The organism is Ensifer sp. LC163, from assembly GCF_001695855.1.
GTDB lineage: Bacteria > Pseudomonadota > Alphaproteobacteria > Rhizobiales > Rhizobiaceae > Ensifer.
Genome location: NZ_MBSS01000068.1, coordinates 55,511 through 81,920, shown reverse-complemented (window position 1 = coordinate 81,920; position 26,410 = coordinate 55,511). Strand labels below are relative to the sequence as shown.

The following is a 26,410-nucleotide window of genomic DNA, read 5'->3' as shown; positions in this document are numbered from 1 at the left end:
ACGCCCATCGGTCGCCCACCAACGCTCTTCATCGAATAGAAGTTGGTCGCATCGTGGAAATAGAGATCGGCGTGCTGCGGACTGATATGATGAAACACACCGGCAATGGTGCGGCGGGTCCGGGAATTGAAGCCTTCCACCGAATTGACGTGAACCGCATCGCCAACATACTCGCGACTGGAACTGGAGACATTGCAAAGATGGATGGGGACGATCTATCTCGTCTATTTTTAGGTATCAGTGGCGGACACGCTGGCCGAAATGCAATGCGATGCCGCTGAAGGCAGCCCGTGCGCGTGCTGCCCGACCCGTCAATTAGCAAGAACAGAGACTGCACCGAGACGTGCGACATAGCCCAGGCTCACCGGGTTGAAGTGAGGTAAAAGCTGGAAGAGCTACAGGCGCTGGAAGCAGCCAGGTCAGAGCGCGCCGCATAAATCCATAAGCATCCAGCACGAGCGCGCCCTCCGTGGCAGATCCCCGGCCCTTCATCCCTGTGGCAGTGAGGTCGCGGAAACGCTTCATCCGTGCGGAAAGAGGACACCGCCAATCCCAAGTTCCAGCAATTAGATGCCTAGCATCGCACGCATGGCGGCCTGCAGGTCCTCGAAGCAGCGGAAACGGGTTTCATGCCTGTCGGCGATCTCGCCGCTTGCCGGCTCATAGACCATCGAAACGGAACTGAGGGCGGCCATGGCGGCTGCGACATCGGCGAAAGCGCCGGAAGCGACCACCCCGAGGATGGCAGAGCCGAGGAGGACCGGCTCTTGCGCGCGCGGCGCGACGACCGGCTTTCCACAGGCATCGGCAAGCAATTGACGCACGAGATCGCTCTGCCCCGCCCCGCCGCTGATCACCACGCGTTCGACCAAGGCCCCTTCCCGCGCCTGCGCCTCGATGATCTGCCGCAATCCGTAACCAATGCCACACAGACCGGCGATGTAAAGCGCGACGAGGCTGTCGACACTCCGCTCCATGCCGAGGCCGGCGATGACAGCCCTTGCATGCGGATCGGCAAAGGGCGCGCGGTTGCCGAGGAATTCCGGCACCACATGCAGGCCAGTGGCAAGATGGACGGCGTCGGACAATGAGGAAGCCTTGGCGGAAGCCATCTCGGCCAAGAAGACGGGCAGCGAGCACCCGCGTGCACACGCCTGAGCCGTCGCTTCCGGCGCGGCGGGATGGAAAGCGAGCAGTTGATCGATAGCAGCACCCGCGGCGCTCTGGCCGCCTTCATTGAGCCACAGGCCCGGCAGCATGGCCGAGTAGTACGGCCCCCAGACTCCGGGCACGAAGACAGGCTCCTGCGTCGAGGTCATGGTGCAGGAGGAAGTACCGAAGACATAGGCGAGGTTCTCGGTCGACCGGCCGCCGATGCCGACCGTGCCGATCCCGCCGGCGTGGGCGTCGATCATGCCCGCAGCAACTGCCGTACCGGGGTTCAGGCCCATGGCCGCCGCCGCGTCGGGCGTCAGCCCCTGCCCCAGCCGCGTGCCCGGCTCGACAATCTCAGTACCGATTCGACCAAAGCCCTCTTCGGCGAGTTCCGCGAGGCCGACCTTCTCGAAATAGCTCGGATCCCAGCGCTTCTCGTGCGCGAGATAGGTCCATTTGCAGGTGACGGTGCAGGTCGAACGGGCGAGATCGCCCGTTGCCTTCCAAGTGAGGAAATCGGCGAGATCGAAGAACTGCCAGGCCGCACGAAAAACCTGCGGCCTGTTCTCTTTCAGCCAAAGCAGCTTCGGCGTCTGCATTTCCGGCGAGACGCGCCCACCGACATAGCGCAGCACGTCATGGCCGATCGCGTTGATGCGCTCCGCCTGCCCGACGGCCCGGTGATCCATCCACACGATGATGTCGCGCTCCGGCTTTTCTGAGGAACCGACAGCGAGCGGCGCTCCGCCCTCACCGAGCACCACGAGCGAGCAGGTGGCGTCGAAGCCGAGACCGACCACCGACGCCGGGTCGACACCTGCACTAACCACGGCCTCGCGCACGCTCGTGCAGACAGTGTCCCAGATTTCCGTGCTCGATTGCTCGACGATCGCGCCCGCCGCGCGGAACAGCGAAATGTCCCGCTTGGCGGAGGCGAGCATGGCGCCCGAAAGGTCGAACAGGCCGGCCCGCGCACTACCGGTGCCAACATCGACACCTACGACGTAGCGGGAATTGCATTCCGAGGACTGGGTCATGGGCCAAGCTCGCTGACATTGCTGGTTGCCGAAAGTTCTACCGGCCCGCGACGAAGTCGGCCATGCGGCGGATCAGGAAAGCACCCACCGTCGCGCCGGCATCCTGCAAACCGACGGTCTTTTCCTGGAAGGCCGCCGCCTTACCATGCTGGGCGAGCATGGACTTGGTGCCCTCCAGTGCCTGTTCCGCCACATCCGCCGTCACGTTGAGCGCATCCGAAAGCGCCGCACCACCGGAAGCCTCAGCTTCCAGCCTCACCGCGATCGGGTCGAGCACGTCGAGCAAGGTCTTGTCGCCGACCTTGGCCTTGCCGCGCTCGGCGACACCGTCGCGATAAGCACGCCAGAAGGCGGCCATATCAGCGGCATTCAGCGTTTCCTTGCCTTCCACGGCCTTGCTTGCGCGCAGGAACCCGGTCGCCGTCAGCGTTCCCATGGTGGAGGGAGCGGTACGAGCCATGGTGGCGCCGGCGGTGCGCAGCAGCTTGGCGATGCCCGCCGCCTCCCCTTCCGCTTCGAGCGCTTCGGCAGCAGCGGCGAAGGACTTGCTCATGGTGATGCCGAGGTCGCTGTCGCCCACCTTGCCATCGAGCGCAATGAGGAATTCGCGCTGTTCGGCAAAGAGGCCCTTCCAGCTCTTGAAGAGGTCGATGAGGTCAGCGGCGTTCAATGTCTGAAGCGTCATGGCATTACTCCGCAACGTGCTGGAAGAATGGTGTGTTGGCCGGAGCGGCGACCAGGCGGTCCAGTTCATCGTCGAGATGCAGGATCGAGATCGAGGCGCCGGCCATTTCCATCGAAGTGGCGAACTCGCCGACCCAGACGTATTTTGCGGTGACACCACGTACATCCAGTAGTTGCGAGACGCGGCGGAAGAGGATGTAAAGTTCTTCCAGCGGCGTGCCGCCGAGGCCGTTCATCAGTACGGCGACGTTGTCGCCCTGCTTGTAATCCGTTTCGGCGAAGATGCGGTCCATCATCTCGTCGACCACGGCATCGGCCGGCGCCAGCTTCTTGCGGCTGATGCCGGGCTCGCCATGGATACCCATGCCGATTTCCATCTCATCGTCGCCGATGGAGAAGGTGGCATGGCCGATTTCCGGAACGACACAGCTCGAAAGGGCAACGCCAATTGTGCGGGTACGCAGGCGCGCCTTGTCGGCAAGACGCGCGACCTGGTCGAGCGGAAGGCCTTCCGCGGCGGCCGCGCCGGCAGCCTTGTAGATGAAGAAGATGCCGGCAACGCCGCGACGCTTGTGCTCCTCGCCAACGACCGACGAGGCGACGTCGTCATTGCCGACGACCTGCTTGACGGCGATGCCGTCGAGATCGGCAAGTTCCGCCGCCATGTCGAAGTTGATGATGTCGCCGGTATAGTTGCCGTAAATATAGAGGACGCCGGCACCTTGATCGATGTGCTTGGTCACCTGGTACATCTGCTCGGCGCTGGGCGACTGGAAGACGCCGCCGACGGCCGCGCCGTCCAGCATGCCGTCGCCGACGAAGCCGAGGAAGGTCGGGAGATGCCCGGAGCCGCCGCCTGTGGCGATACCGACCTTGCCGGGCCTGGTCTTCGCCGTGACGAGGCAACGCAGGTCATCGGCCGTGTAGGTGACGGCGGGATGCGCCTTGTAGATACCTTCCAGCATTTCGTCGACGAAATTGACGGGATCGTTCAGGAATTTCTTCATGGATTTCCTCCGGGAATGGGGGGTTATTTCTTGCGTTGTCGCGTGACGAAGAAGGCGGCGGCCAACAGGATGAAGCTGCCGACGACCAGCCGCTGCCAGGTGCTGGGAATGCCGACCATGACGAGCACGCTGTTGAGCACGACGATCAGGAGCACGCCGAGAAGAGTGCCGAGAACCGTGCCCGTGCCGCCGGTGATGCGCGCCCCGCCGAGCACGACGGCGGCGATGACGTTGATCTCGGTACCGACGAGATCGAAGGGATTGGCCTGCCGGTTGGCGCAGACATGGATGATCCCGGCAAGGCCCGCGAGCGCGCCCGCATAGCCGAACAGGAAGACATGCACGGTGCGCAGGCTGTAGCCGAGGCGGCTAGCGATGTCGGCATTGCCGCCAACCGCGAAAATGGCGCGGCCCATCAGCGTGCGGTTGAGTATCCACCAGGTCCCGAACGCCGCGATGGGCAGGACGAGGAAATAGAACGGCAGTGTGATGAGCGCGCCATTGGCAGATTCGAACTGGACGAGCGGCATGCGGCCGAAGGCCCCCATCTGCGGCGGCAGCGACATGATCCAGACCGTGCCTATGAAGGAGAGCAGGAAGCCGCGGAAGAGATACTGCGTGCCGATGGTGACGATCAGCGACGGCACCTTCAGGTGATGGACGAGCAAGCCGTTGATGATGCCGAGCGCCGCCCCGCCGAGCGTCGCCATGAGGATAACGACGACGATGGGCAGATTGGGCAGATAGCTCTGCACGAGCACGGTCATCGAATACATGGTGAAAGCCGCAATCGCCGTGAAGGACACGTCAATGCCGCCCGCCGCCAGGATGATGAAGACGCCGAGTGCGAACAGTCCCATGACCACGCTGGCGCGGCCGATGTCGATGAGCGTCGAGGGCTGCAGGAAGGCCGGGTTGACCACGGCGACGATCACGCAGATCGCCACCAGCAGCAGGAAGGTAATGGTCTCCGGACGGCGGCGCACGTGCTCCCCGAAGCTGAAGGAACGCGACTGGCCGGCGGCGCCGTGGAGTTCATCGGTCCGTGAAACGCTCATTGCAGAGTCTCCGTCGTGGTCGTCAGCATCGCCTTGTAAAGCTGGTCTTCGGTTGCCTGCTCCGCATCCACTTCTGCGACCACCCGGCCGCTGTTCATGACGAGGATGCGGTCGGCGTTCTGCAGGAGTTCGGGCAGGTCATCGCTGACGATGACGAGGCCCATGCCCGCTTCAGCGAGCGCCTGGATGACCCGGTAGATCGTATCCTTGGAGCCGACATCAACGCCGACGGTCGGCCCATGCAGCACGAGCAGTTTCGGCGCAATGCTCAGCCAGCGGCCGATCAGCACGCGCTGCTGGTTGCCACCCGAGAGCGCGCCGACCGGCAGATCGAGATTCCTGGTGTTGAGGCGCATTTCCTCGGACAGGCGGGCTGCAATCGCGCGCCCCTCCTCCCGGTCGACGACGCCTAACGAATTGGCGAGGCGCGAGACGATGAGCGCGATCTCGTTCTCGAAAATCGACTTGTCGAGGAAGAGGCCTTCGGCAAGCCGGTCCTCCGGCACGTAGCCAATGCCTCGCTCGATGGCCTCTGCGGGCGATCGCACCGATACCGCCTTGCCATCAAGCGCCACGACACCCGCGGTCGCAGGGGCCACGCCGGTCAGGGCCATGGCAAGTTCGTTGCGCCCGGAATCGGCAAGGCCCGTGATGCCGAGGATCTCGCCCTTCTTGACGGCAAAACTCATCCCCCGCACGCCATCGGCGACAAGACGATCGACTTTGAGGAGCTCGACATCGGACGGCTTGCCGGTGCGATAGCGCTGCGCATCGATGGAACGGCCGGTCATCAGCTCGGCCAGTTCCTTCTTGCTGTAGTTCGCAATCGGCCCCTGCGCGACGCACTGGCCGTCGCGGAAGACGACGGCATGGCCGCCGATGCGGTAACATTCGTCCAATTTGTGCGTAACGAAGAGCACGGCGACGTTTTCGGAGCGCAGGCGCTCGACGACGCGGATGAGATTGTCCACCTCGCGGCGCGTCAGCGACGTGGTCGGCTCGTCCATGATCACGAGCTTGGCGCGGGTCGCAATTGCCCGCGCGATGGCGACAAGCTGGCGGGAAGCGAGCGGCAGATCGGAAACGATGGTGTTGAGGAAGGCGCCGTCGGTCGGCAGGCCCGCGGCGGCAAGCGCCCGTACCGCCGTTTCCCGCAGTCGCTTGCGGTCGAAGAGGCGCGCGAGGCGGCCATTGGCGTTTACCAACTGCTCGTTCAGCGCGACGTTCTCGGCGACGGTGAGATTGGGCAGCAGCGACAAGTCCTGGTAGACGGTCTCGATGCCGGCGGCGAGCGACTGGATCGGCGTCAGCGACGAAAAGGACTCGCCGCCAAGCACGATCTCCCCCGATGTCGGCGCATGGGCGCCCGACATGATCTTGATGACGGTGCTCTTGCCGCAGCCGTTCTCACCGAGAAGATGATAGGCCTCGCCCGGCTGAAGCGTGAGGTCGATGCCGCGCAGGGCATGGACGCCGCCGAACCACTTCTGGATGTTTCTCAGTTCAAGGAGCGCTGCCGACTGCTGCGCGGTATGTGCTTGTGCCGCCACGGAAATTGTCCTCATGCTGACCGGCGCGTCGCCACGCCGGACGGGTTCGGCCGGAAGGCAAGCCTCCCGGCCGGCTGACGGTTTGCCGGATTAGAACAGGTGTTCCTTGTAGGTCGCCTTGTCGGCGAGCACCATGCCGTTGCCGAGGATAAGCAGGCCCTTGCCCGGACCCTGCTTGACCGAGACCTTGTTGTAGCCTTCGACGCCGAGGTCCATACCGTCGGTGACGTCCTTCTTCTCCAGCAGCAGCTTGGCGACGGCATTCATCGCCATGCCGGCCTTCTGCGGATCCCAGAAGCCGATCGCCGTGATGGCGCCGGATTCCAGAAGGTCGGACGACGGGTTCGGCAGGCCGGTCCCGACGAGGCAAACCTTGCCGCTCAGGCCCGCCTCGTCGATCGCGCGGCCGACACCGAGAACGTCGTTGCCGGCCGAGGTCTGGAAGCCCTTGATATCCGGGTGCTTGCGCAGGATTTCCTTGGCCTTCTCGTACGTGCCGTTGGCGTCGTCGAAGGATTCGTTGTTCGGATCGACGAGCTCCATGCCGGTATATTTCTTGGCGTTCTCCTCGCCCGCGCCGACCCACTGCATGTGCGTGCGGCTGCCGAGCGAACCGACAAAGGTTGTCCATTTGCCTTCCTTGCCCATGCACTCGGCCAGGCGCTCGTTCAGCGCAGCGCCGTAGTCGGCATTGTCGAAGGCCTCAACGTCAGCGTTGGTGTTCGTCTGGTTGTCGGCTTCATGGGTCACGACAACGATGCCTCGCTCCATGGCGCGCTGGAACGTGCCTTCCAGAACGGCCGGATCCATCGGCACGACGGCAAGCGCGTTGACGCCCTTGGCGACGAGGTCATTGACGATCTGAAGCTGCTGGGCCGAGTCCGCCGTCGCCGGGCCGCTCTGGCTTGCAACGACACCCGGGTTGGCTTCCTGGTAAGCGACGACGCCGGTGTTCATGCGGTCGAACCACGGAATGCCACTGATCTTGACCACGGTGGCGATCACAGGCTTTTCCTGGGCGACCAGCGTGCCGATGGAGCCCGCGAGCGCGACGGCAGCAACCGTGGTTCCAGCCAGTACCTTCTTTGAAAATGACTTCATGTTTTCCTCCACGAATTTTCCCTCCTGTTTTCACTTCGGCGCTTGAGGGACAGGCACCGAAGGGGTTTGCGAGCGGCGGCCCGGAGACAGAAAGCCAGCGATGTCGTAGCGTCCGACGGCCAGGAACGTCAGCAACAGCAGGCCCCAGGCGAAATCGCGCACGAAGTTGGAAAGGCCGCTGAAATTGAGCAGGCTCGACATGAGCTGCAGGGCGATGGCGCTCAGCACGACACAGATGACACGCCCGTAGCCGCCTTCCGGCTTCACGCCGGCCATCACCGCGATGAGGATGGCGATGAGCAGGTAGGAGCTGCCGTAGTCGAACTTCACGTTGACGTTGCGCGCCGCGATGATGACGCCAACAAGGGCCGACAGCGTGCCTGAGATCGCATAGGTGGCGATGATCACGCCGTTCTTGGGGAAGCCCGCATAGACCGCTGCCTTGGGATTGGTGCCCATCAGCATGAGCCACAGGCCATACGGCGTGAACTTCAGCAGCGCGGCAACCACGCCGGCGACCAGCACGAAGACGAAGAAGCTGATCGGGACGGCGGCGATCATGTCGTTGCCAATGCTGGACAGCAGCGCCGGACTGCCGACCGTCACCGCCTTGCCGCTGGAGACCACCACCGCAAGGCCCATGAAGGCCATCTGCGTGCCGAGCGTGCAGAGAATCGGCGTGATGTTCAGCCGCGAAATGAGGAGGCCGTTGATGACGCCGCCGGCAAAGCCGACGAGGAGCGCGCCGGCGATGAAGGCGAGACTGAAGGCCGCACCACTCTCCGTCGCCGACAGAAAGGACGAGACGATGACGGCGGAGAGTACGCCCGAGAGGTTGGCAAGTGCGATGCCCGACAGGTCGATGCCGCCATTGCCGGCGCACATTGCCAGCATGACGCCAATGGCCAGAAGGCCGATTTCCGGCACCTGGCTCGCCATGGACTGGAGATTGAAAACCGAGAGGAACGTGCCGCCGGAGATCAGGGCGCCCGCCACGAGCAAAAGGCTGTTTATGACAACCAGCATCGCCAGCTGCCCGCCGGTTTTTTGCATAATCCCCTCCCAATTGTTTACTAAACAAACTGCATCTTCACTAAAACGCTAACAAAGGAAATTTGCGCTGACAAGCCCAATTTTCGCGACATATCGGTTGCGAAAGGCGAAAAATTGCCCTAGGCGTCGCAAAGGCCACCTAAATCGTTTAGTAAACTTGTTAGCAGTCGCAGCATAAAGAGGCCCTAACCTCCACATGAAGAAACCGGGAAAACTGACCATCAGGGACATCGCGGAGGCGGCGGGTGTATCGGCCGCGACGGTTTCGCTCGTGTTGAACGGCAAGGGGGAAATTTCCGGAGTGACGCGTGCGCGCGTGCTAGAGGCGGTGGCAAGCCTGAACTATGTGCCGCGCGCCACGAAAAGCAGCACGGAACCCGGCGAAACACTGCGCTTCCTGAAGATCGCCAAGCACGGCCACACCGTGAACCGGGATCACAGCGTCTTCATCTCCGACTATATCGACGGCATGTCTGCTGAGGCGACGCGGCGCAACTACACGCTGGAAGTGGTGAGCTTCGAGGGCCAGCCGATCAGCACCGTGGCGGAATCGTTAGCCGGCGCGCCGATTTCCGGCGTCATTGCCCTCGGCACGGAGTTGACGGAAGCTGATATCAGGTTGATCCAGGGCCTCGGCCTGCCGACGGTCTTCATTGACACGTTCTACGATGTGCTCGACGCCAATTTCGTCGACATGAACAACGAGGACGCCGTCTACAAGGTGCTGTCCCGCTTCCGCATGCAGGGTTTCCAGCGCATCGGCTTCGTCGCCTCCCATGTCGATACGACCAACTTCCGCCTGCGCCGCGAGGCGTTCTTCAAGAACATGGCGCGCCTCGGCTTGCCGGTGAACGAGGCCGATATCCTTTCGGTGGAATCGACCTATGACGGGGCCTATCTCGATACGCGCACGCTGCTCGCGACCGGCCTCGACCTCGCCGAATGTTATTTCTGCACGAACGACATCATCGCCTACGGCTTCATCCGGGCGCTCAAGGAGCACGGCATCGCCATACCGCAGGACGTCTCGATCATCGGCTTCGACAACCTTCCGCAGAGCGGCACCATGGAACCCGGCCTGACGACGATCGACGTCTCGAAGCGCAAGATTGGCTACCTCGCCGTCACCGTTCTCGACGACCTCATCGCCGCCGCCGAACCGCAGCCGCCGGTTAAAATCCTCGTCGGCGCGGACCTCGTGCTACGTGCCAGCCATGAGCACGGCGCACCGAAGGCGACGTACAGCCGTCCCGCGCGGGCGGCGCGGCAGTCGGCGGAATAGTCCGAAGGAGAAGCGATTATGGAATACAGGACACTTGGCCGCACGGGGCTCAAGGTTTCGGCCATTGCAATGGGCACCTTCTCCTTCGGCGGGGTCGGCGCCTTTTCCCGGGTAGCGAACCAGGGGGTTCCCGAGGCCCGGCGTCTCATCGACTGCTGCATCGACGGCGGCGTCAATCTCTTCGACACCGCCAACATGTATTCGCTCGGCCGCTCGGAGGAAATTCTCGGCGAGGCGCTCGGCGAAAAGCGCAATAGGGTGCTGATCTCATCGAAGGCGCGCATGCGCATCGGCGACGGGCCGAACGACGAGGGGACCTCGCGCTACCATCTGATCCGCGAGTGCGAACTGAGCCTCAAGCGCCTGAAGACCGACCATATCGACATCTACTTCATGCACGAATGGGACGGCGTGACTCCGGTCGAGGAGATGCTCTCGGCGCTCGACACGCTGCGCCAGCAGGGCAAGATCCGCTATATCGGCTGCTCGAACTATTCCGGATGGCATATCATGAAGGCGCTGGGCGTGGCGGAGGCGAAAAACCTGCCGCGCTTCGTGACCCAGCAGATCCACTACACGCTGGAAGCACGCGAGGCGGAGTACGAGCTGCTGCCGATTTCGGTCGATCAGGGCCTCGGCGTGATGGTCTGGAGTCCGCTAGCCGCCGGTCTTCTCTCTGGCGCCTTCGGCCGTGGCAGGCAGCCGGCCGACTCCCGTCAGACTGCCGGCTGGAGCGAACCGCCGATCCGCGATCAGGAACGCCTGTGGACGATCGTCGAAGCGCTGGAGGCGATCGCCAGGAACCGCGGTGTCACGGTGGCGCAGGTCTCACTAGCCTGGACGCTGTCACGCCCCGCCATATCGAGCCTCGTCGTCGGCGGCCTCAGCAAAGAACACTTCCGCGACAACATCGCAGCCGTGGACCTCACGCTTACCGAGGACGAACTTGGCACGCTGAACAAGGTCAGCCGCCTGCCCTGTATCTATCCCTACTGGCACCAGCACAATTTCGCCAGCGCGCGTTTCAGCGCCGGCGACCGGGTGCTGCATGACAGCTACGCAGATCTTGGCATGATCTAAGTACGTGTTCCGGTGGCGGAAGAGGACCCTGCACTTTAAGCAAAAGCGCGGCGGAGCCAGACCGATATATCGCCTTGAACGGAAGCGAACCTGCGCCCCCCAGTATCGCCCACAAGCTTTGCCTCACATTAAGCAACTGCCAAAATCCTTTCGGGTGGCTGCCATTCGAGGCGAATGCCTTGGCCGGGCGGTTGCGGCTATTCAAGGGACGTAGAACGCTCCCTACTGTGAAGGCTTTGGGGGGGGGAGTGCTCACCAAGACGGCGTCACCACTCTCAACGACGCAACAGCTCAGGCTGTGTTGCTTGCAGACCATGTCACTGATTGCTTGAAGCGTTTAAATGCCGTTGCGCCATCAGTGCAGCCTCGACGCGGTTTTTCGTTCCGAGCTTCGTCAGCAGCCGGCTGACATGAAACTTGATGGTCTTGACCTGAACGCCCATTTCCTCGGCGATCGCCCGATCAGCTTCGCGACCTTGTGCTCCTGCGTTCTGCTGCGGATAACGCCGAATAGCCGCATGCCGAGGTTGGGTGACATATAAGAACGCCCCTCGGCGACCGCGACCAGCTCCAATGCCGGCCCTTCAGGACATAGCCGGCCGCTCCAGCGCCGAGCGCTTCGAGAACGTCGTCGTCTTCCTCCGAGACGGTCGCCTGTTGAACGACGTCACCAACGAGCCTATTTAGCTGGTGCGCGTCCCAACCTCACCTGTCTGATCGTTCTGCAGGAGCCGGCCCCAAATTCTCCGGGTCCGCTCGTACGCGCATTCGTAGACCTGCTCGTTGTCGACTTCACCAAGCCGGTGCTGTTCACGAGAACCGACCAGCGCCAGTTTAACCGTAAAATGTTTCTTCCGCACTTTGATAGTCTCCATCATGGAAGGGAAACACCCCTGTCCGCATTCTCGCTCGCCTTGACCACGTCGGCGGCATCCACGCGATGCCATGTTTTGCTCCGATCTCGGCGGCGTCGCAGGCACCTAGTCGGTCAAGACACACCCGTGCTGTTCCGGATGCTGGACCCGCTAGCTTCGCTGCCACCTACGGCCGGGCGGCCGCTACCGGACCGTGTCGCTTTGAGCTGCGCGCTTGGCGTCGGTCCTGCTCAAACGGCGGGTCATGCTCCGATCCTATCCTGCTGCGCGAATTCGGCGGCGCCGATGGTAGCCGATGTATTCCATAACCGGGACGCTCATGCTGTTGCCGACGCCTCGATACCGCACGATATCCAACGCACGGCGACCGCCGACAACGACAACTGTCCAGTTATCCGGGAAGCCCTGCGCGCGCTCACACTCCAGCGGCGTTGGACGGCGAACGGTTCCGTCGCTCGTCACGATAACGAAATCCATCTGGTTGCCTTGCCCGGCCGGGCGAGACATTCCAGCACCGCTCGCGTTCAGAGTTCCAAAGACGGGCGCCCAAATCACGTCTCCTGAGCCGACAGTACCGCTTTCGGAAGCTTCTTTAGGCAGGTATTTCGGAGCCGATGCGTCGAGACGCTGATTGAGCACGTGGCACTGGAATGCGGACGGCTCACAGTATGCCGCGAACTCGTATCCCAGAGGTTTCCATGCGACGGACGCCGCACTGATGCCGGAGAAAGTAGACAGAACACGCATCACAGGACACCTTCCTCCTCCGGGAGTTCGAGATCCGCACACGCATCCTCAAGCTCCACGACCTGCGGCATGGATATGCGCTGGCTGATCCATCCGGCGAAGCGGCAGAGAGGCCGATGGCGACGAAAGTCGCAAAACTTGTTGGACTTTCCGCCGTTCCCATTACGCCGGTTTCTGGCGATCCTTTTTCCATGGCGAGACCCCTGCGGCTAGGACCCGACGGAACCGATTGGGCGTGACAATGCCGCGGTTCAAGGGCGGCAGCGGCCCTACGTGCGTCTAAAAGGACGCCGAGGGCGTAGATACCGTGTTGGGTAAATCAAGTCGGGCGTTTGTCTTGGAAGCACCGACCGGTCACTGCTGCAACTGCAGAGGGTGTTGTGATGCGTGTTACGTATGGTGGAATAAGCCGGGGAGAATTTTTCTCAAGGCGACTTCGGCAAGCGGTCGCAGCGGCTACGGTTGGCGCCGCCACTCCTATGCTGTGGCCGACGGCTGCCGCGGCTCATGTCAAATGGTTCGCGCCGTTTGACATTGCATCGCCCGCACGGCCATTCGCGGAGACCTTGGCAAGCCAGTGGTTCTGGCTTGCCGTCGCCATTGCGGTCCCGCTATTCGTCATGACCGTCGCCTTCGAGCGCACTGCCGCAGGCGATAAGGTGCTCACGACGATGGAGCGACTGACCGCCCCGTTGTGGAGCCGAGCTGATGATTTTGTTCGCGCAGCGACGGCAGCTTTCTTCATCGCAATCTTCGTCATTGGCGGCGTCTATCTCACGCCTGACCTGAGAACTGGCTTGGAATGGGTTTCCTGGGCGCAGTTGTTGATCGCGGCAGGTCTCTTCTCGCGCAGAACAATGTGGTGTTCCGCGATTGGGATACTCGCGCTCTGGGGAGCGGCGCTGCATGAGTATCAGCTTTTTCATCTGCTCGACTACCTGGTGCTCTGCCTTGGCCTTGCTGGTTATCTCATACTGTTTTCGCTTGAGGGATCTTCGTGGCGAGAACAGCGCTTCGCCATTCTGCGCTGGGCGATCGCGATTACCCTGATGCGCTCCAGCCTCGAAAAATTCGCCTATCCTGAATGGTTCGACCCGCTGGCACAGGAGAAGCCGTTCCTGACCTTCGGGATGCCGGAGAATGTGTTTCTTCCGATGGCAGGCGTCGTCGAGTTCGTCCTCGGTCTTGGACTGATCTGGACCCCGATTGTGCGGCGGCTTTCCGCCATTGCGTTGCTTGTGATCTTCAATGCAGCCGTCGTTGCATTCGGGCGGCTGGATTTTGTTGGTCACGGCCTGATTACAATGATGCTGGTGATTGCGGCCATTGACCCCGCCCGCGAAATGCAGATTGCTCCCGAATTCCGGCGAGCGATCTTCGGCGTGCCCATTGGCTTCATTGCTGCTTTGGCGATCCTGGCCCCGACCTACTGGAATCTGCATTCGCTCCTTCATAGTCATGCCCCGCCGACGGAACTGTCGGTGCATACCGGACAGGACATTCCTCTGGTGATGTCAAAGTGAAAGCCTTCAAGACTGGATGGATGACGGGCTTCGATACCTTTGGAGTTTCCGCTCTCGGAATTCGAATGATGTTGATGGAGGCGCGCGCAGCTGGTTCTGCGACCCCAGTGCGCCCTGGCAGAAAGGTGCGGTCGAAAACGTGAACAAGCGCATTCGCCGGTTCATGCCAGGCGATACGGACCTTACCACCGTATCGCAACGCGACCTCATCCAGCTTGCTCGCCATCTCAACGACCAGCCGAGAAAGTGCCTCGACTACAGGACGCCGGCCGAAGTGTTCGGGGCACATTTGCAAGACGGAGGCTGACCCCCTACCCTCTAAACCGGCATGATGCACTTCGGTTAGGATGTCCCCTGGATGCGGGAGACTCCACGTCGAGGGCGCGATCGTCTGACGCCGGCTCGGTATCGCAATAGTGCCTGTCGATGCCGCGGATCAATCGATTGAGCCCGCGCTCAAGGCGAACGATTTCAAGAGTTTCGGGGTCTATCCCCGGAGCCAGCAGACCGTCGGGATCAACAGTGCGCGTCAAGCTCCCTCTCGAAGTATTCGAGGTGATCGCGGAGATAGCCGGCGACAGTAAGTTTTCGCGCATCCCTTTTTCCTTTTTGTGAGACCGCGCCGGATCGGCTCGTCCCAACCGGTAGCCATTCGCTCGCCGCAAATTGTATAATGTGACCATAATCTCTGTATACGCAGATTATACAATTTCATTGACTCCGTCGCGGCGCTGTGAGACCTTCCATTTGTCAAATGGCGATCAACGCATCCGCCGACACGAAATTTCACGAAGGAGGGTTCGGTGAAGAAGGGAAAGAGCGGCCTCTACGAGGATCTCAAACGCCAGATTCTGACGATGGAACTCGATCCCGATCAGGATCTCGACGAGGTAAGCCTGGGCGAACTGTACGGCCTCTCCCGCACGCCGGTTCGCGAGATCTTTCGTCGGCTCGAAGGCGAGGGCTACATCGACATCCGCGCCAATCGCGGCGCACGCGTCAGCCCGATGAATCATCAAACGCTCCGGCACTTCTTTTTGGTGGCTCCGATGGTCTATGCCGCGATCGGTCGCCTGGCCGTCCAGAACTTCAAGCAAAAGCAGTTGGGCGACCTCAAGGACACGCAGGAGCGCTTTCGCTCGGCAAGTCTCACGGGCGACGCTCTTTCAATGGTTCTCGAGAACAATCGCTTCCACGAGATCATCGGGGAAATGTCCGGCAATGCTTATCTGCAGCCGAGCCTCGGACGCCTGCTGATCGATCACGCTCGTATCGGCCACACCTTCTTCCGCCCGAAGACCGATGACATGCGCCAGCGCCTGCAGGTCGCGGTCGATCATCACGATGGCTTCATCGCGGCAATAGCCTCGCACGACGAAGACACCGTCGTCGATCTGGTGTTCGAGCACTGGGAACTGTCGCGCGAAAACATGGAAATGTTCATCGCGCCGGAGGGGATGAAGGCGGACGCGCTCGTTGAGGTTCCCGCCCAATCGATGGAGAAGTCATCTTGAAGTTCGAAGGTATATACACGCCGGCGGTCACCCCACTCGGGCAAGACGGACAGATCGACCGCAAGGGCTTCGCGGCCGTGCTGGAAACGCTGATCGAGGCCAAGGTCCACGGCATCATCGTCGGCGGATCGACGGGTGAATATTACGCCCAGAGCGCTCAGGAACGCTTCGACCTGGCCGCGCTCGCCAAAGATGTCATCGGCTCACGTCTGCCGCTCGTCGTCGGAACGGGTGCGACCAGAACCGAAGACTCGGTGGAATTCGCCAAGGCGGCCAAGGAGATCCGTGCGGACGCCATCCTCGTGTCGTCACCGCCTTATGCCTTGCCGACGGAGCGCGAGAACGCCGTTCATGCGCTGACTGTCGACCGGGCCGCGAACCTGCCGATCATGCTCTACAACTACCCCGCTCGAATGGGCGTGATGATGGGAGACGAATATTTCTCCCGCGTCGGCAAGTCCAGGAACGTTGTCGCCATCAAGGAGAGCTCGGGCGACATGGCCAATCTGCACCTGCTGGCCCGGAAATTCCCGCACATCTCGCTTTCCTGCGGTTGGGACGATCAGGCGCTCGAGTTCTTTGCCTGGGGAGCAAAGAGCTGGGTCTGCGCCGGCTCGAACTTCCTGCCGAGGGAGCATGTGGCCCTCTATGAGGCCTGCGTCGTCGAAAGGAACTTCGACAAGGGCCGCGCGATCATGACGGCGATGCTGCCGCTGATGGACTTCCTCGAATGCGGCAAGTTCGTGCAGTCGATCAAGCACGGATGCGAACTGATCGGCTTGAAGACAGGCTCCGTCCGAGCCCCGCTCCGCCCGCTCAACTCCGAAGAGAAGCGAACCCTCCAGACTGTCGTCTCCACGTTGAAGCGAACGGTCGCCCAGATCACGTCGGGAGCCAACAATGCATGAACCTCTGACCGCCGCTGAATACAAGGCCATCGCCGTCGGGCTCGACCTGCCTACCAACGCCTTCATCGACGGGGCCTTCCGCCCGGCCAATTTCGGCAAAACCTTTACGACGACCAACCCGGCTACGGGCGAGGCTCTGGCCGAGATCGCGGCCTGCGACGCAAGCGACGTCGACTTTGCCGTCGCCAAGGCAAGGCAGGCCTTCGAAGACGGTCGTTGGCGCCTGCAATCGCCCGGCGACCGCAAGGCCGTGCTGGTCAAGCTCGCAAAACTCATCGAAGACAATCGCCACGAACTCGCCGTCATGGAAAGCATCGACAGCGGCAAGCCGGTGCGTGAGTGCCAGACGGTCGACGTGCCCGACACGATCCACACGATCCGCTGGCATGCCGAACTGATCGACAAGCTCTACGACAACACCAACAATGTCGGCGCGAATGCCTTGGCCATGGTCGTGCGCGAGCCCATCGGCGTCGTCGGCTGCGTCCTACCCTGGAACTTCCCGCTTCTGATGCTGGCCTGGAAGATCGGCCCGGCGCTCGCGTCCGGATGTTCGGTCGTCGTGAAGCCCGCGCAGGAAACGACACTGACCACCCTTCGTGTCGCCGAGCTTGCCCATGAGGCGGGGATCCCGCCGGGCGTCTTCAACGTTGTAACGGGCAGCGGCAAGGATGTCGGCGAGCCGATCGGCCTGCACATGGATGTCGACATGGTCGCCTTCACCGGCTCCACCCCGACCGGCCGGCGGTTCCTGCGCTATGCGGCCGACTCCAACCTGAAGAAGGTTGTGCTCGAGTGCGGCGGCAAGAACCCCGCGGTCGTGCTGGGGGATGCGGAAGACCTCGATCTCGTCGCCGAACAGGTGGTCAACGGCGCCTTCTGGAACATGGGCGAAAATTGCTCGGCGACCTCCCGCCTGATCGTCCAGTCGAGCATCAAGGACGAACTGCTGCAGCGGATCGGCGCCTATATGCGCGAGTGGAAGACGGGGGATCCGCTTGACCCGGAGAATCGCATCGGCGCGCTCGTCAGCAAGAGCCACTTCGAGAAGGTGCGGTCGTTCCTCGACGACGTGAAGTCGGAGAAACTCGCGCTCGCTCACGGTGGCGGGACATATGAGGGCGCCTTCATCGAACCGACTGTTGTAGACGGGGTAACGCCGGCGAGCCGGCTGTTCCAGGAGGAGATCTTCGGGCCGATCCTTTCGGTCACGACTTTCGAGAACCTCGCCGAAGCGGTAGCGCTCGCCAATGACACCAATTACGGCCTGACGGCATCGATTTACACGGGAAGCCTTCGAAACGCGATCCGGCTATCCCGCGACATCCGCGCGGGCCTCGTCACCGTCAACTGCTTCGGCGAAGGTGACGCCACAACCCCGTTCGGTGGATACAAGGAGTCCGGCTTTGGCGGCCGTGACAAATCGATCTTCGCCCACGACAATTATTGCGAACTGAAGACGATCTGGATCGACGTTTCGGAACGCTCCGTCGACGAGACGATCCGATGAACACGCGGTCCGTCAAACGCTTGCCGGTCGAAAATGGCATCTCGGGCTGGGAGGCGATCAGTCGACGTTCGTTTCCCGTCCGGTGCCTCGACGGCAACGTGGAGGCGGACTGGCTCATCATCGGCGCCGGGTTCGCCGGACTTTCGTCGGCGCGCCGTCTGCTCGAGCTTAGGCCTGACGACAAGATCGTCGTTCTCGAGGCCAGTGAGGTTGGCAAGGGCACGTCGGGGCGGAACTCCGGCTACATGATCGACGTGCCGCACAACCTCACCTCCAGCGAGTATTCAAGCGGCACCGCTGATGCGACCCGCCTGGAGATGGCCCAGAACCGATCGGCCATCGCATTCGCCACCCGCGCGGCTGAAGACTACGGCATGTCTCGCGAGACGTTCGATCCAGCGGGCAAGATCAATGCCGCCGCGACCGCGCGCGGCATGAAGCTCAACGCGAGTTTCGGCCAGTCTCTGAAGAGCGCTGGCGAGAAACACTCCTTGCTCGACGCCGCCGAAATGCGCGAGATCACGGGGTCTAGCTATTATCTTGGCGGGCTTTACACCCCCGGGGCGGTCCTGATCCAGCCGGCCGACTATATGCGCCAGTTCGCCGCCGGGCTGTCACAAAGGATCGATCTCTTCGAGCGGTCTCCGGTGATGTCACTGCGGCGCGAAAACGGATCCTGGACGGCATCGACCGCGCGCGGCAGGGTTAGCGCCCCAAAGGTCATTCTCGGCGTCAATGGCCATATCGAAGACTTTGGCCATTTCGGCAGGCGCCTGATGCACATTTTCGCCTATGCCTCAATGACGGCGCCCTTTCCAGCCGATGACTTTGGGCACAAGGTTTCGGGCCGCGATCGCTGGGCCCTGCTTCCGGCCGATGCGATGGGTGCCACCGTACGCAAGATCACGTCCGGCGGACAATCGCGGATCGCGATCCGGACCAAATACACGTACGACACGACGGTCACTTTGTCGGAACGCCGCCTGTCGAAAATGGCTGAGGCACACCGGAACTCACTGGATGCGAGGTTCCCTGGCCTCAAGGGGATAGCGTTCGAGCACAGCTGGGCGGGCCGTCTTTGCCTCAGCCTCAACCACGTGCCCGCCTTCGGCGAAGTTGAAGAGGGGCTCTTTTCCGCCTGCTGCGAGAATGGTCTTGGCACCGTGAAGAGCACGCTGGCCGGGATGATGGCCGCCGAATTGGCGACCGGGACCATCTCCAGGGAACTCGAAGAATATATGGATCACCCAGGGCCAACCCGCCTGCCGCCTGAGCCATTTGCGTGGCTCGGCATCAACTCGGTGATCCGCCTGCAGGAATTGCGCGCAGGCCGCGAGGGCTGACCCTTCGCCGCGCAATGTGAGGGCTGAGGCGACTGCCGGTCTTCAAAGAGAATGGGAACGAAAACTAGGAGAACAATAATGAAGACTTTGTGGAAAGCGCTCTGTGCTGCTGCGATGGTCGGAATGACCATGGTGTCCGCGCGGGCCGAAGAAAAAACCATCACACTGGGCACCATGTCTTGGGAGGACCTCACCCCCATCACCGGAATCACCAAGAAAGTGCTCGAGGACGCCGGATACACCGTCAAGGTCGTGCCGTTTTCCGAGTGGGGCATCGCCTACGCTGCTCTCACCAAGGGCGACGTTCAGCTCCTCGCCTCGCAGACAGATTATGTCGCACAGGACTACTGGGATAAGAACAAGAAGCGCCTCGAGAAGATTTCGCCTGTTTCGCACGGCCTCTATCAGGCCATTGCAGTGCCGCAATACGTCACCGTCGACTCCGTCGAACAACTCAACGAAAACGCCGACAAGTTCGGCGGCAAGATTGTCGGCATCGAGCCTGGTTCAGGTTTGATGCGTGACGCCGCCACCGTCGTGAAGGACTACGACCTCAAGCTGCAGCTTGTCGAAGGCAGCACCGCCGCAATGACCGCTGCACTCAAGTCCGCCATCGACCGCAACGAATGGGTGGCCGTCACTATCTGGGAGCCGTCCTGGATGATGCAGAAATACCCCTTGAAGTTCCTGAAGGATCCAAAGGGCATATTCCCGCCGCCGCAGAGCTACTACTGGATCGGTCAGAAGGGTTTCTCCGCTGACTACCCGCACGCTCGTGAGGTTGTTGCCAGCGTTTACGTGCCGCTTGCCGACATCACTGCGATAAACGGCGCTGTCAGCGACGGCAAGTCTATGGATGAGGCGGTCAAGGACTGGACCGATAACCACGCCGACCTGCTGAAGCGCTGGGGCAATATCAAGAGCGAATGAGCGTGAATACGCGGGCGGCTCGGGATGGTGCCGCCCGCAATCGACCATAAGCAAACAGCTACGGGCTGAATTGCGGGGAACGAGATGAACACGATCAACAATGCGAACGAAGTGCTGGTGGACTGCCAGAACGTCTGGAAAATATTCGGCGCACGTGCCCCGACTGCGATAAGGGCCGTCGAAGAGCGTGGGCTATCGAAGAAGCAAATCCTGGAAGAATTCGACTGCGTTGTTGGCGTTGCCAACGCCAATCTTCAGGTCCGTCGCGGCGAGATCTTCTGTATCATGGGGCTTTCCGGTAGCGGCAAGTCGACCCTCGTGCGCTTGCTCAATCGGCTGATCGAACCGAGCCTTGGTCAGATCACGATCAAGGGCAAGGACATTGCCAAGCTGAACGCCGCAGAGCTGCGCGACATGCGCGCCCGGAACATCGGTATGGTATTTCAGAGCGTAGCCCTTCTTCCGGGAAGGACCGTGCTCGAAAACGCCGCATTCGGACTAGAGGTCCGTGGAGTGCCTCGGGACGAGAGGTACAAGATTGCCCGCGCCGCCCTAGAAAAAGTGGGACTCGCCGACTGGATGGCGCGCTACCCTTCCGAACTTTCGGGCGGCATGCAGCAACGCGTGGGCCTTGCCCGGGCGCTGGCTGCAGACCCGGAAATTATCCTGATGGACGAACCGTTCAGCGCGCTCGACCCGCTCATCCGCAGGCAGTTGCAGGATGAGTTCCGGCAGCTGACGAAATCACTTGGTAAGTCGTCTGTCTTCATTACCCACGACCTCGAAGAGGCCATTCGGATCGGTGATCGGATTGCGATCATGAAGGATGGCGTGATCGTGCAGGTGGGGACCGCGGAAGAAATCGTGACACAGCCGGCCGATGACTACGTCTCCGAATTTGTCGCCGGCATTTCGAGAATCCATCTCGTCAAGGCACATTCAGTGATGCTCCCGGTTGCGGAGTTCCAGACCCTGCAGCCCCACTGCGACGTCGAGGCGCTTCTGAAGACCTCGCCGGAAGCCGACATCGGGGAACTCATAGATCTCACCATGCGCTCGAACCGCGACGCCGTTGCAGTTGTCGAGAATGGTGCCATGGTCGGTATCGTGACGACCCGCGGATTGCTCTGCGGCGTGGCCGGGACCCCCGCCAGAGAGCTCGTCGCAGCCTAGTTGGAGGTAATGCAATGGACACCTCGGTCATTACGGATAATTTCGACACCTTTACCGACGACGCGCTTGGCTGGATCAGCGACAACGGCGAGTGGTTGTTCGACTTCATCAGGATGGTTCTGGAGGGGACATATGACGGCATCCTCTGGGTGCTCCAGATCTCGCCGTTCTATGTCATTGCTGCTCTTGCGGCCTTGCTCGGATGGCGGCTGATCAATCTTGCAGCCGGGCTACTGACAGGCGTCGCACTGACCTTCTGCACAGCCATGGGTCTTTGGGCCGAAACGATGAGCACGTTGGCCCTGGTCGCAACGGCAACGATCCTTGCACTCGTCGTCGGCATTCCGATCGGGATCCTCGCCGGTTTTGTCAGATCCTTCGATCGTGCTCTCGAGCCCGTGCTTGATCTCATCCAAACACTGCCACCCTACATCTACCTTCTCCCGGCAATTGCGCTGCTCGGTTATGGGCCTGCGACCGCGCTCATCGCCACCTTCATCGTCGCGATGCCGCCGGCCATCCGCCTGACGTCGCTCGGCATTCGGATGACGCCGCGAGAGTTTATCGAACTGGGGCAGGCGAGCGGCCTGACGCCGTGGCAGATGTTCACCAAAATCAGGCTTCCATTCGCGATCCCGAGCGTGATGGCCGGGATAAACCAAAGCTTGATGATGGCGTTCGGGATGGTTGTCATCGCCGGCATCGTCGGTTCCGGCGGGCTAGGCGAGACGATCTACGGTGCGGTTCGCACGCTCGACATCGCAACTTCCATCAATGCGGCAATCGCGATCGTCATCCTGACCATGGTGCTCGACAGATTGACACAAAGTGCTGCCCATCGCGCAAAGGCAGGTGCAAGATGAATGCCGACCTCATTCGTTTTTCGCCGGGTGTCTATCTCGCCCCGGCGGTGGATTGGCTGAACGCGAACTTCCACCCGTTCTTTGACGCGGTCACCAAGCTGATCGAGGCGGTACTGGGCGGCATCGAAGCCGTCTTGCTGTACCCGTCGCCCTATGTGGTGATCCTGGTGGCGGTGCTGCTTGCCGCGTTCCTCATCAATTTCAGGGTTGCCGTGATCACGGCGGTCAGCCTTGCCTTTTGTCTCTTAGCAGGTCTTTGGACGGCGTCGATGCAGACATTCGCGCTCGTGACCGTCGCCGTCTTCATTTCAGTGTCGATCGCGTTTCCTCTCGGCATTCTAGCATCGCGCTACAAGAGCCTCGAGGCCGGCCTTCGGCCCGTGCTCGACATCATGCAAACCGTACCGCCATGGGTCTATCTGATCCCTGCGGTCATGATTTTCAGCCTGGGCCGCGTTCCAGCAATTATCGCAACGATCGTCTACGGCATACCGCCCATGCTGCGTCTGACGACGCTCGCCTTCAACCAGGTCCCGAAGGATCTTCTGGAACTTGGCCAGGCGACGGGCGCACCACCCCGCGCGATTCTCCTCAAGATCGAAATTCCGTCTGCCACGCCCACGCTTCTTGTCGGCCTCAACCAGTGCATTCTGCTCTCGCTCGCGATGGTGGTGCTCGCCGGTCTGGTCGGCGCCGGCGGACTGGGTGCCGAAGTCACACGAGGGCTGACGCGCATGGAAATGGGGCTCGGTCTTCGGGCCGGACTGGCAATCGTCGCCATCGCAATCCTCCTCGACCGTTTGTCCAAGGGTGCCCTGCAGGGCCGCGGCCGCGGTCCGACAAGGGCGACACACTAGGGATATCAGACCATGCGCCGCAGCTTCTTCTGCATCGATTCTCACACCTGCGGAAACCCCGTTCGGCTCGTGGCGGCGGGAGCCCCATTGCTCCCCCATCTACCGATCGTCGAGCGTCGCGAAATCTTCGTTCGCGACCATGACTGGGTTCGCCAGTCGTTGATGTTCGAACCACGTGGGCACGACGTCATGTCTGGCGCGATCATCTACCCCGCGTACCGAGAAGATTGTGATTTCGCGGTCATTTTCATCGAGGTAAGCGGCTGCCTGCCGATGTGTGGCGCCGGCACGATGGGGCTTGTTACCGCAGCGCTCGAAGAGGGCCTTGTGACACCGCGCAAGCCGGGGAAGGTGTCGATCGAGACGCCCGCTGGCAGGGTCGACGTCGAATACTCCAAGCCCGGCGAGTTCGTGGAATCAGTCCGCATGTTCAACGTCGCGAGCTATCTGCATGAAGCCGACGTCAGCGTAGATGTTCCAGGCCTCGGTCCGCTTGTCGTCGACGTATCCTATGGCGGCAACTATTATGCCGTCGTCGAACCGCAGAAAAACTGGCCTGGCCTCGACGGTATGTCGGCAAGCGATATCGTGGAGGTCAGCCGAAGTCTTCGCGACGCCCTTGCACCTGTCTGCGACCCGATCCACCCGGAGGACGATCGGATAGGCGGCGTGCATCACGCGCTGTGGTGCGACGGACCGACTTCCAAAGAGGCTGATGGCCGCGGCGCCGTGTTCTATGGCAACAAGGCGATCGACCGGTCGCCGGGCGGTACCGGGACATCCGCACGGATGGCTCAGCTCCACGGAAAGGGGCGTCTCAAGGTCGGCGAAACATTCCGCCAGGAAAGCCTGATCGGCACGGTTTTCGAAGGGCGCGTCGAGGCCGAACAGAACGTCGGTGACTTCAGGGGCATCAGGCCAAGCGTGGGTGGGTGGGCCCGGATCATCGGTCACAACACCATCTTCGTGGATGATCGAGATCCCCTGGCACACGGATTTCAGATAAAATAGCCGGTCGGCTTCGGGCCTCGGATCATGACTGATCGAGCATCGCAAGACCTAAGACCTGAGCCACGATTTCATACGTTTCGACCTCGGCAAGTGGCGCGCGAGCCAACCAGTTCGCTAGTTAGGAAACTCCTCGATGACGACGAACCTGAAACCCATAACCCCTGCCGCGACGGTCCGCCTCAAGATCGGCTTCGTGCTCGCACGTTCCTTCACACTCTCGGCCTTCGCCCTCTTCATCGATACGCTTAGGCTGGCAAGCGACGAGCTCGATAAATCGGGCCGTGTGCGTGCCGATTGGCAGGTCCTCGGCAACACACGCCACCTGATCGCATCCAGCTGCGGGGTTCAGGTGGCGCCAACGTCCGGCCTCGTCGATCCCGGGCAGTTCGACTACATCGTCATAGTCGGCGGCCTTCTCAAGAACGAGCACCCGATCGATGATGAGACGGTCGCCTTCCTGAAAAAGGCAGCCGCCAAGAAAGTGCCTTTGATCGGCCTGTGCACCGGGACCTTCATCCTGGCGGAGGCGGGGCTCATGGCGGGGCACGTCGTCTGTGTCAGCTGGCTCCACTATCAGGCATTCCGCGAGCGCTTCCCGGATCTGAAGGTGCGCTCGGATCGCCTCTTCAACCTCGACCGCACCCGTGGGTCCTGCGCCGGCGGCAGCAGTGCGGCCGACATGGCAGCCCATATCGTTCGCCTCCATATCAGCAGGGAGGCGGAACGCAATGCGCTCGAGGTCCTGCAGATCGACAGGGCCCGTTCGCATCTTCATGTCCAGCCAAGAAAGCCGCTCGCGATCGAGAGCAACGACCCCCGCCTGAACGCTGCCCTTATCATCATGGAGCAGAATACCGAGAACACGATCTCGATCCCTGAACTAGCGGCCTCCGTCGGCCTGTCACGGCGTCAGCTCGAGCGCCTGTTCATGGAAAAGGCGAAGATGTCGCCGGCGCACGTCTACAGAAAATTCCGGCTGGAACGCGCCAAGCGCCTTCTCACCCAGACCGATGCTTCACTCATTGAAATCGCCCTCGACGTCGGCTTCGAAAGCGCTGGGCATTTCTCCAGGATGTTCGCCAAGACCTTCGGCCAGTCGCCGCGCGAGTTGCGAGCGACGCTGTCGAAGTGAGCCTTCACGCTGCTTGCGGGTTGCGCGGAAACGGGCTTTTGGTAAGGGGACCCCACCGACATTCCTCCGTGGTCAATCCAGGAAAAAGGTCCGCAAGCAATGATAGCCGGTTCGGTGGCTGTGGGCCCACTCTGTTTCATTGAAGCTCGCCAAGGGGGTGCGGATAAATCATCGCAGTCATGTATGTCGCGAAGGCTGGCGAAGGACACTGCCTACCCGTTCCGCTACTGGCAGTTCGTTCTGATTAGCGAAAATGGATGCCACTTTAGTGAGCATGTCACCGCTTGCCGCACAGCTTTTGGAATGGGCGACATGCAATGCCAGATGCTCCGCTGTCGCTAGCAGTTTCCCTCCGGATTCAAAGAGGCGATGAAATAGATGTAGGCGCTTTTCATCGTATCCGAGAATTTCGGTCTCGGTCCAGAGACTGCCTCCGACATGTGTCTCTGCCAAATGCCTCAGATGAGTCTCCATTGTATAATAAGACCCTTCGGCAGCTTTTTCGAAGACCACCCCGAGCTTCGCATAAAGGGCATCCGAGCTATCGCTGAAGATGTGAAGGTATCTGTGCTCCGTCATGTGCCCGTTGTAGTCGAGCCACTCGGGAAGGACGGAACCCTCCCAAAGATACATAGCCGCTGGGGTCATTACGTTCGATTCCATTTGATCGTGCGCTAATCTGCGACAACGCGAGCTTACGACTGTCGTTCTGGGATTCTTACGCTCAGTCCGTCGATTGCCTCCGACAGCCTGATTTGACACGACAAGCGCGAGCTCTCGCGAACGTCGTGTGCGAAATCGAGCATATCCTTTTCGATATTGTTGGGCGGCCCGACCCGCTCTCTCCATTCCTCGTCCACGTAGACATGGCAGGTGGCGCAGGCACACGCGCCACCACATTCCGCCTCTATGCCGGGGACAGAATTCCGAACCGCATTCTCCATCAGTGTCGTTCCGGTGGCCGCATCTAATTCGAATGGCGTTCCGTCGAAGGTGGATATGGACAACTTCACCATT

At 61.4% G+C, this 26,410-nt stretch carries 24 protein-coding genes and 2 pseudogenes; 14 read left to right on the top strand and 12 right to left on the bottom strand.

The window, feature by feature from the left end; translation table 11 throughout:
* Positions 1 to 49: 49 nt before the first annotated feature.
* The 8 genes and pseudogenes from BC360_RS31175 to BC360_RS29765 form a co-directional block, all read right to left on the bottom strand.
* Positions 50 to 191, bottom strand: a pseudogene (locus tag BC360_RS31175) (transposase); the annotation flags it as partial.
* A gap of 375 nt (positions 192 to 566) precedes the next feature.
* Positions 567 to 2,192, bottom strand: a complete 1,626-nt coding sequence (locus BC360_RS29795) for an FGGY-family carbohydrate kinase (RefSeq protein WP_065797908.1) — start codon at positions 2,190 to 2,192, stop codon at positions 567 to 569.
* A 37-nt stretch (positions 2,193 to 2,229) separates the two neighbouring features.
* Positions 2,230 to 2,877 (bottom strand): dihydroxyacetone kinase family protein, encoded by a 648-nt coding sequence (locus tag BC360_RS29790; protein ID WP_065784701.1) that lies wholly within the window; start codon positions 2,875 to 2,877, stop codon positions 2,230 to 2,232.
* Between the two features lie 4 nt (positions 2,878 to 2,881).
* Positions 2,882 to 3,883 carry a dihydroxyacetone kinase subunit DhaK gene (locus BC360_RS29785; RefSeq protein ID WP_065784700.1) on the bottom strand — a complete coding sequence of 334 codons (1,002 nt, stop codon included), beginning with the start codon at positions 3,881 to 3,883 and terminating at the stop codon, positions 2,882 to 2,884.
* 23 nt (positions 3,884 to 3,906) lie between these two features.
* The gene (locus BC360_RS29780) at positions 3,907 to 4,941 is read right to left on the bottom strand and encodes an ABC transporter permease (RefSeq protein WP_065784699.1); all 1,035 of its coding nucleotides are present in this window, start codon (positions 4,939 to 4,941) and stop codon (positions 3,907 to 3,909) included.
* Positions 4,938 to 6,506 carry a sugar ABC transporter ATP-binding protein gene (locus BC360_RS29775; protein ID WP_065784698.1) on the bottom strand — a complete coding sequence of 523 codons (1,569 nt, stop codon included), beginning with the start codon at positions 6,504 to 6,506 and terminating at the stop codon, positions 4,938 to 4,940. The genes BC360_RS29780 and BC360_RS29775 overlap by 4 nt, the downstream gene beginning before the upstream one ends.
* A gap of 75 nt (positions 6,507 to 6,581) precedes the next feature.
* Positions 6,582 to 7,592 carry a substrate-binding domain-containing protein gene (locus BC360_RS29770; protein ID WP_065784739.1) on the bottom strand — a complete coding sequence of 337 codons (1,011 nt, stop codon included), beginning with the start codon at positions 7,590 to 7,592 and terminating at the stop codon, positions 6,582 to 6,584.
* Positions 7,593 to 7,622: 30 nt separating this feature from the next.
* Positions 7,623 to 8,645: an ABC transporter permease gene (locus BC360_RS29765; protein WP_065797907.1), complete on the bottom strand. Its 1,023-nt coding sequence runs from the start codon at positions 8,643 to 8,645 to the stop codon at positions 7,623 to 7,625.
* A 196-nt stretch (positions 8,646 to 8,841) separates the two neighbouring features.
* Between BC360_RS29765 and BC360_RS29760 the strand changes: the two genes are divergently transcribed.
* Together BC360_RS29760 and BC360_RS29755 are read left to right on the top strand one after the other, a co-directional pair.
* Complete coding sequence (locus BC360_RS29760; RefSeq protein WP_065784696.1) at positions 8,842 to 9,927, top strand: LacI family DNA-binding transcriptional regulator; 1,086 nt, start codon at positions 8,842 to 8,844, stop codon at positions 9,925 to 9,927.
* A gap of 18 nt (positions 9,928 to 9,945) precedes the next feature.
* A complete protein-coding gene (locus BC360_RS29755; protein WP_065793311.1) occupies positions 9,946 to 11,007 on the top strand; it encodes an aldo/keto reductase in 1,062 nt (353 codons plus the stop codon).
* Between the two features lie 317 nt (positions 11,008 to 11,324).
* Here BC360_RS29755 and BC360_RS31170 read toward each other — a convergent pair whose 3' ends face one another.
* Entirely contained in the window at positions 11,325 to 11,450 is a 126-nt protein-coding gene (locus BC360_RS31170) for a LuxR C-terminal-related transcriptional regulator (RefSeq protein WP_083222787.1), read from the bottom strand.
* 687 nt (positions 11,451 to 12,137) lie between these two features.
* On the bottom strand, positions 12,138 to 12,629 hold the full coding sequence (locus tag BC360_RS29745) for a DNA cytosine methyltransferase (RefSeq protein WP_065797906.1): 492 nt from the start codon (positions 12,627 to 12,629) through the stop codon (positions 12,138 to 12,140).
* A gap of 479 nt (positions 12,630 to 13,108) precedes the next feature.
* Between BC360_RS29745 and BC360_RS29740 the strand changes: the two genes are divergently transcribed.
* The 12 genes and pseudogenes from BC360_RS29740 to BC360_RS29685 all read left to right on the top strand — a co-directional run bounded on the left by BC360_RS29740 (position 13,109) and on the right by BC360_RS29685 (position 25,393).
* Positions 13,109 to 14,152: a DoxX family membrane protein gene (locus tag BC360_RS29740; RefSeq protein WP_244512992.1), complete on the top strand. Its 1,044-nt coding sequence runs from the start codon at positions 13,109 to 13,111 to the stop codon at positions 14,150 to 14,152.
* 79 nt (positions 14,153 to 14,231) lie between these two features.
* Positions 14,232 to 14,459: pseudogene (locus BC360_RS29735) on the top strand (transposase); the annotation flags it as partial.
* Between the two features lie 496 nt (positions 14,460 to 14,955).
* A complete protein-coding gene (locus BC360_RS29730) occupies positions 14,956 to 15,666 on the top strand; it encodes a GntR family transcriptional regulator (protein ID WP_065784691.1) in 711 nt (236 codons plus the stop codon).
* Entirely contained in the window at positions 15,663 to 16,574 is a 912-nt protein-coding gene (locus BC360_RS29725) for a dihydrodipicolinate synthase family protein (RefSeq protein ID WP_065784690.1), read from the top strand. The genes BC360_RS29730 and BC360_RS29725 overlap by 4 nt, the downstream gene beginning before the upstream one ends.
* Positions 16,567 to 18,084 carry an aldehyde dehydrogenase gene (locus BC360_RS29720; protein WP_065797904.1) on the top strand — a complete coding sequence of 506 codons (1,518 nt, stop codon included), beginning with the start codon at positions 16,567 to 16,569 and terminating at the stop codon, positions 18,082 to 18,084. The genes BC360_RS29725 and BC360_RS29720 overlap by 8 nt, the downstream gene beginning before the upstream one ends.
* A complete protein-coding gene (locus BC360_RS29715; RefSeq protein WP_065797903.1) occupies positions 18,081 to 19,427 on the top strand; it encodes an NAD(P)/FAD-dependent oxidoreductase in 1,347 nt (448 codons plus the stop codon). The genes BC360_RS29720 and BC360_RS29715 overlap by 4 nt, the downstream gene beginning before the upstream one ends.
* A gap of 78 nt (positions 19,428 to 19,505) precedes the next feature.
* Complete coding sequence (locus BC360_RS29710) at positions 19,506 to 20,357, top strand: glycine betaine ABC transporter substrate-binding protein (RefSeq protein WP_065797902.1); 852 nt, start codon at positions 19,506 to 19,508, stop codon at positions 20,355 to 20,357.
* 84 nt (positions 20,358 to 20,441) lie between these two features.
* Positions 20,442 to 21,530 (top strand): quaternary amine ABC transporter ATP-binding protein, encoded by a 1,089-nt coding sequence (locus BC360_RS29705; protein WP_065797901.1) that lies wholly within the window; start codon positions 20,442 to 20,444, stop codon positions 21,528 to 21,530.
* Between the two features lie 14 nt (positions 21,531 to 21,544).
* Complete coding sequence (locus tag BC360_RS29700; protein WP_065797900.1) at positions 21,545 to 22,393, top strand: ABC transporter permease; 849 nt, start codon at positions 21,545 to 21,547, stop codon at positions 22,391 to 22,393.
* A complete protein-coding gene (locus BC360_RS29695; protein ID WP_065797899.1) occupies positions 22,390 to 23,250 on the top strand; it encodes an ABC transporter permease in 861 nt (286 codons plus the stop codon). The genes BC360_RS29700 and BC360_RS29695 overlap by 4 nt, the downstream gene beginning before the upstream one ends.
* Positions 23,251 to 23,262: 12 nt before the next feature.
* On the top strand, positions 23,263 to 24,261 hold the full coding sequence (locus BC360_RS29690) for a 4-hydroxyproline epimerase (protein WP_065797898.1): 999 nt from the start codon (positions 23,263 to 23,265) through the stop codon (positions 24,259 to 24,261).
* A gap of 133 nt (positions 24,262 to 24,394) precedes the next feature.
* The gene (locus BC360_RS29685; protein ID WP_065784683.1) at positions 24,395 to 25,393 is read left to right on the top strand and encodes a GlxA family transcriptional regulator; all 999 of its coding nucleotides are present in this window, start codon (positions 24,395 to 24,397) and stop codon (positions 25,391 to 25,393) included.
* Positions 25,394 to 25,570: 177 nt separating this feature from the next.
* On the opposite strand, the gene BC360_RS29680 is transcribed toward BC360_RS29685, so the two are convergent.
* Both BC360_RS29680 and BC360_RS29675 read right to left on the bottom strand, forming a co-directional pair.
* A complete protein-coding gene (locus BC360_RS29680) occupies positions 25,571 to 26,026 on the bottom strand; it encodes a thioesterase family protein (RefSeq protein ID WP_274533964.1) in 456 nt (151 codons plus the stop codon).
* Between the two features lie 62 nt (positions 26,027 to 26,088).
* Positions 26,089 to 26,409 (bottom strand): 2Fe-2S iron-sulfur cluster-binding protein, encoded by a 321-nt coding sequence (locus BC360_RS29675; RefSeq protein ID WP_065784681.1) that lies wholly within the window; start codon positions 26,407 to 26,409, stop codon positions 26,089 to 26,091.
* Between the last annotated feature and the right edge of the window lies 1 nt (position 26,410).

What these genes read in the sequence shown, in the direction of transcription:
- BC360_RS29705 (WP_065797901.1), top strand. Translation starts at nt 20,442, where the DNA reads ATGAACACGATCAACAATGCGAACGAAGTGCTGGTGGACTGCCAGAAC.
- BC360_RS29770 (WP_065784739.1), bottom strand. Translation starts at nt 7,592, where the DNA reads ATGAAGTCATTTTCAAAGAAGGTACTGGCTGGAACCACGGTTGCTGCC.
- BC360_RS29765 (WP_065797907.1), bottom strand. Translation starts at nt 8,645, where the DNA reads ATGCAAAAAACCGGCGGGCAGCTGGCGATGCTGGTTGTCATAAACAGC.
- BC360_RS31170 (WP_083222787.1), bottom strand. Translation starts at nt 11,450, where the DNA reads ATGGGCGTTCAGGTCAAGACCATCAAGTTTCATGTCAGCCGGCTGCTG.
- BC360_RS29745 (WP_065797906.1), bottom strand. Translation starts at nt 12,629, where the DNA reads ATGCGTGTTCTGTCTACTTTCTCCGGCATCAGTGCGGCGTCCGTCGCA.
- BC360_RS29690 (WP_065797898.1), top strand. Translation starts at nt 23,263, where the DNA reads ATGCGCCGCAGCTTCTTCTGCATCGATTCTCACACCTGCGGAAACCCC.
- BC360_RS29755 (WP_065793311.1), top strand. Translation starts at nt 9,946, where the DNA reads ATGGAATACAGGACACTTGGCCGCACGGGGCTCAAGGTTTCGGCCATT.
- BC360_RS29695 (WP_065797899.1), top strand. Translation starts at nt 22,390, where the DNA reads ATGAATGCCGACCTCATTCGTTTTTCGCCGGGTGTCTATCTCGCCCCG.
- BC360_RS29720 (WP_065797904.1), top strand. Translation starts at nt 16,567, where the DNA reads ATGCATGAACCTCTGACCGCCGCTGAATACAAGGCCATCGCCGTCGGG.
- BC360_RS29780 (WP_065784699.1), bottom strand. Translation starts at nt 4,941, where the DNA reads ATGAGCGTTTCACGGACCGATGAACTCCACGGCGCCGCCGGCCAGTCG.
- BC360_RS29710 (WP_065797902.1), top strand. Translation starts at nt 19,506, where the DNA reads ATGAAGACTTTGTGGAAAGCGCTCTGTGCTGCTGCGATGGTCGGAATG.
- BC360_RS29680 (WP_274533964.1), bottom strand. Translation starts at nt 26,026, where the DNA reads ATGTATCTTTGGGAGGGTTCCGTCCTTCCCGAGTGGCTCGACTACAAC.
- BC360_RS29685 (WP_065784683.1), top strand. Translation starts at nt 24,395, where the DNA reads ATGACGACGAACCTGAAACCCATAACCCCTGCCGCGACGGTCCGCCTC.
- BC360_RS29795 (WP_065797908.1), bottom strand. Translation starts at nt 2,192, where the DNA reads ATGACCCAGTCCTCGGAATGCAATTCCCGCTACGTCGTAGGTGTCGAT.
- BC360_RS29790 (WP_065784701.1), bottom strand. Translation starts at nt 2,877, where the DNA reads ATGACGCTTCAGACATTGAACGCCGCTGACCTCATCGACCTCTTCAAG.
- BC360_RS29775 (WP_065784698.1), bottom strand. Translation starts at nt 6,506, where the DNA reads ATGAGGACAATTTCCGTGGCGGCACAAGCACATACCGCGCAGCAGTCG.
- BC360_RS29760 (WP_065784696.1), top strand. Translation starts at nt 8,842, where the DNA reads ATGAAGAAACCGGGAAAACTGACCATCAGGGACATCGCGGAGGCGGCG.
- BC360_RS29675 (WP_065784681.1), bottom strand. Translation starts at nt 26,409, where the DNA reads ATGGTGAAGTTGTCCATATCCACCTTCGACGGAACGCCATTCGAATTA.
- BC360_RS29715 (WP_065797903.1), top strand. Translation starts at nt 18,081, where the DNA reads ATGAACACGCGGTCCGTCAAACGCTTGCCGGTCGAAAATGGCATCTCG.
- BC360_RS29785 (WP_065784700.1), bottom strand. Translation starts at nt 3,883, where the DNA reads ATGAAGAAATTCCTGAACGATCCCGTCAATTTCGTCGACGAAATGCTG.
- BC360_RS29700 (WP_065797900.1), top strand. Translation starts at nt 21,545, where the DNA reads ATGGACACCTCGGTCATTACGGATAATTTCGACACCTTTACCGACGAC.
- BC360_RS29740 (WP_244512992.1), top strand. Translation starts at nt 13,109, where the DNA reads ATGCTGTGGCCGACGGCTGCCGCGGCTCATGTCAAATGGTTCGCGCCG.